The sequence below is a fragment of the Bifidobacterium catulorum genome, assembly GCF_003129925.1.
Taxonomy (GTDB): domain Bacteria; phylum Actinomycetota; class Actinomycetes; order Actinomycetales; family Bifidobacteriaceae; genus Galliscardovia; species Galliscardovia catulorum.
On record NZ_QFFN01000032.1, the window covers coordinates 1 to 3,451 of the forward strand.

The 3,451-nt window shown below is 64.5% G+C and carries 2 protein-coding genes; both read left to right on the top strand.

Annotated elements, in window-relative coordinates; genetic code table 11:
* On the top strand, nucleotides 1-1,371 hold a 1,371-nt coding region (locus tag DF200_RS08925), incomplete at its 5' end, for a DUF6020 family protein (RefSeq protein WP_241520217.1).
* 174 nt (nucleotides 1,372-1,545) lie between these two features.
* A complete protein-coding gene (locus tag DF200_RS08930; protein ID WP_109137931.1) occupies nucleotides 1,546-3,234 on the top strand; it encodes a PucR family transcriptional regulator in 1,689 nt (562 codons plus the stop codon).
* Nucleotides 3,235-3,451: the final 217 nt, after the last annotated feature.

The window sequence follows — 3,451 nt, forward strand, 5'->3', positions numbered from 1 at the left end:
CAACCGGAACGACTCCCCTCAGTCTCGCTACGCGCGACAGCTCCCCTCGATCCCGAGGGGAGCCAATCGGCAAGACGCCCCCCCCACCCGGCTCCCCCTGCCAGGGGGGGCTGCCCGGCGGATGCCGGGCTGAGGGGGTCCGACACCTCCACGGCAGCCGCTCGCCCCGCCTCTCCAGCCACCGCGACACCCGCAGCCCGCATCACCGCGCTCGCCCTGCTGCTGCTCAATCCGATCATCGTCGTCAGCACAATCGCATTGACGAAATCGCCGCTGTTCGCATTCACATTCGTCTGGTGGTTCGGCGTGCTGTATGAACTGCACTCGCTGCATACGCCGGCACGCACCACGCCCGCCCCCACACCCACCGCGCACACCACGCACACCACACCCATCACCACGCCGCGCATCCCCGCCCGCACCGTCATCGCGCTCGCCGTCTCCACGCTCATCATGCTGGCGAGCGCCAAATACGCGGTCTACATCGTCGCGCTGCTGCTCGTCCTCGCCCTGCTCGCCGACCGCCGACGCTGGCGCACTTGGACCATCGCCCTGCTCATCCCCCTCATCGCCTTCCAGGGCATGCTCACCGCGCTCACCGCCACGCACACCATCATCGGCGGCGACGCCATCGAAAGCAAAGGCATCCAACTGCAGCAGATCGGCCGCGTCGCCCAACGCAATCCCCAAGGCATCCCCCAAAGCGCCCGCGACAGGCTCGCCCCGATCATCGACCTCGACGCCGCCGCGAAAGCCTATTTTCCGCAGGACGCCGACCGCATGAAATCATCCGGCTCCGCGGAAGACAAGACCATCGTCTACCGGTGGAAGACCGTGACCGCCGACGACATGACGCAGTTCAACAAGGCATGGCTGGAAATCGGCAAGGCGAACCCCGTCCTCTATATCGACGCCGCGCTCGCCAAATCCTACGGGTATTTCGACGTGACCGACCTGCCATACGTCTCCGCGCTCTACTACATGGACAACGGCGTAATCAAAACCAACGCGCCGCATATCGCCGGCTGGCTCGGTGGCTGGCGCGACGCCGTCGCCGGGGTGTTCAACGGATGGTCGCGCGTCCCCGTAATCGGCTGGCCCCTGCACGGCAACTTCTGGACGATTCTCGTGCTCGTCATCGGCGCGGCCGAAGTGGTGCTCCGGCGATGGCGCGCGCTCGCGTTCCATCTGCCGATGCTGCTGCTCATGGGCGTGATGATCACCGCGCCCGCCAACGATTTCGACCGTCATATGCTGCCGTTGGCCTTCGTGTTCGCGTTCCTCGCCATCTGGTTCCTCCGCGATACGGCGGCATACGGCGGCATACGGCGCGACGGATACGACGGGACGGATACAGCGTCGACGGCATGAATCCGATACGACCATGAATCCGTGGCAGTCATGACTCCAGAGCGCAATCATGAATCCAGCGCAATCATGATTACACCAAAGTCATGATTCCGACAGAGTCATAATCACATCATGGCCATAATCACACCATGGCCATGATTCCGCCGCGGCAATGCGACGACTATGCTAATCGGTATGAAATTCTCGGTTCTCCATTCCCGCAAATCGCGGGCCGACGACGCTCGCCCCGCCGACGCAGCCATCGACCCCGACGCCGACGCGGCGGCGACGGACGAGCCGAAACGATCCGGAGGCAAACGATCCAAGCAGCCCGTACGACGTAAGACCATACGGTCACGGACCACGCGTAAGAATGCCGTCCCGCAACCCGCTGCGACGGGCGCATCCCCCGCCCAGCAGCCGGCCACATCCGCGGATGCCACCGACGACACGCGACGCTCCTCCATGAATGACGCCACGGCCCGGCCAACCACCACCACGGCCCGGCCAACCACCGGCGCGCTCCAATCAACCACTGCGTCATCCTCCACCACAGCCATACCGTCCTCCACCTTCCTCTCCCCCACCTCCGACCAGATCGCGGCCGACGTCCGCCGCATCACCGACCACGAACCGGACGTGGCCGAAGAGGCGCAGGCGCTCGCCGAACGGTTCCGGCTTCGGCGGCCGCACATCGACACACATCCCGACCTGCCGCCCGTCATCCGTCAGATCGTGCTCACGGCGCAGGACAGGATGAACGCCGACGTCGCCTGGTATCGCGAACTGACGCCGGACGACAAGACCCAGCTGAACATCGTGGCGGAGACCGCCGTCGCGAACTTCGTAAGCTGGTATGAGGCGGTCAAGAACATCATCCTCGATCCGAACGTCCCCGCACAGAACCTGCCACGCCCGAACACCGACGAAATCTTCTTCGTGGCACCACTTGAGTTCACCAAATCGATTTCGTTGAACCAGGTCGTGGAATTGACGCGGTTCATCGTGGACCAGATGGAGGCGAACGTCTCGCGGTTCGCCGAACCCGGCCAGGAGCAGGCCACGTCGGGCGCGATGCTCTACTATTCGCGCGAGGTCGCGTTTTCGGCGGCGAACGTGTATGCGTCGAGCGCTCAGGCGCGCGGCGACTGGGACGCCCGGCTGGAGGCGCTGACCATCGCCGACCTGCTCGACGGTACGACCACCCATCAGGTGGCGTCGCGGCTGAATCTGCTCGGATGGCATAGCGAATTCACGTGCTTCGCCATCGTCGGATCGCTCGCCCATACGGGCGACATCAGTCTGGCGTTGGCGCATCGTCATGTCCGCGAGGCCGTGCGCACGCTCGGCGGCACATGCCTGATCAGCGAGCATGACGAACTGACGGTCATGCTCATTGACCCGGGCAACGGCATGGAGCCGGATGATTTCGTGCAGGCGTTGTTACCGTTGTTCGATGATTCGGCGGTGTGCGTCGGCCCGGTAAAGGATGGTCTCGTCGGGGCGTCGTACACGATGCGGGCTGCGCTGTGCAGCCAGCGGGCGGCGCGCTGCCTGGCGAACGTGCCGAGGCCGATGCGCGCCGACGACGTGCTGCCGGAGCGTGCGCTGCTCGGCGACGACGACGCCCGCCGCGAACTCTACGACAACGTGTACCGCGTGCTGCGCGGCGATGACGAGCATAATCCGCTGCTGCTCACATTGTCGACGTTCCTGCGGTCCGGCAATTCGCTCGACGTCACGGCCCGCGAACTCAACGTGCATCCGAACACGGTGCGGTATCGGCTGAAGCGGTCGGTGGAGGTGACGGGCTGGGATCCGATGAACCCCCGCGAGGCGTATGTGCTGCTCACCGCCATCAAAATCGGCATGATGCTGGAGTAGCGCCGCCCCTTCCACGCTGGTTATAACGCATCCGTGCGCAAAACCAACGCCACCGCATCCCCCACGTAGGTTATAACGCACGCACACGCCAAAACCATCACTGGCTCCTTCCCCACGCTGGTTATAACGCATCCGTGCGCAAAAACCTACGCAGGACGCCCGCCCAGGCTGGGTCTTACGCACGCATGCGTTATAACCAGCGCTGTGGTGCCGTACA

Excerpts from the sequence above, each read along its gene's own strand:
- DF200_RS08930 (WP_109137931.1), top strand. The coding sequence starts at position 1,546 with ATGAAATTCTCGGTTCTCCATTCCCGCAAATCGCGGGCCGACGACGCT.